Source organism: Staphylococcus sp. HMSC034C12, from assembly GCF_001835895.1.
In the GTDB taxonomy this organism is placed as follows: Bacteria; Bacillota; Bacilli; order Staphylococcales; family Staphylococcaceae; genus Staphylococcus; species Staphylococcus hominis.
In genome coordinates this window covers 1-220 of record NZ_KV826346.1, presented here as the reverse complement: position 1 = coordinate 220, position 220 = coordinate 1, and the positions used below count along the sequence as shown (strand labels likewise).

General features: G+C 30.5%; 1 protein-coding gene. It reads right to left on the bottom strand.

The genetic code is table 11. The annotated features are described in order from the left end of the window. A partial coding sequence (locus tag HMPREF2629_RS08905; protein WP_070813304.1) for a helix-turn-helix domain-containing protein occupies nucleotides 1–220 on the bottom strand: 220 nt, incomplete at both ends.

The following is a 220-nucleotide window of genomic DNA, read 5'->3' as shown; positions in this document are numbered from 1 at the left end:
TTCTATATCTTTTCTCTTATTTTCTAATTTTAATTGTTCTACTTCTGACAGCTCTTCTAATCCTTTACCGTAGGTATATTGTTTACCAACGTGTTGTGAAAATCTATAACTTTCCCCATTTTGATACCATCGCCACCAAGTTTTCACTTGTGTTCTATTTCTAATATTTAATTCTTCCATAATTTCTTTTGTTGAAAATCCTGCTGCTTTCATTTCAACA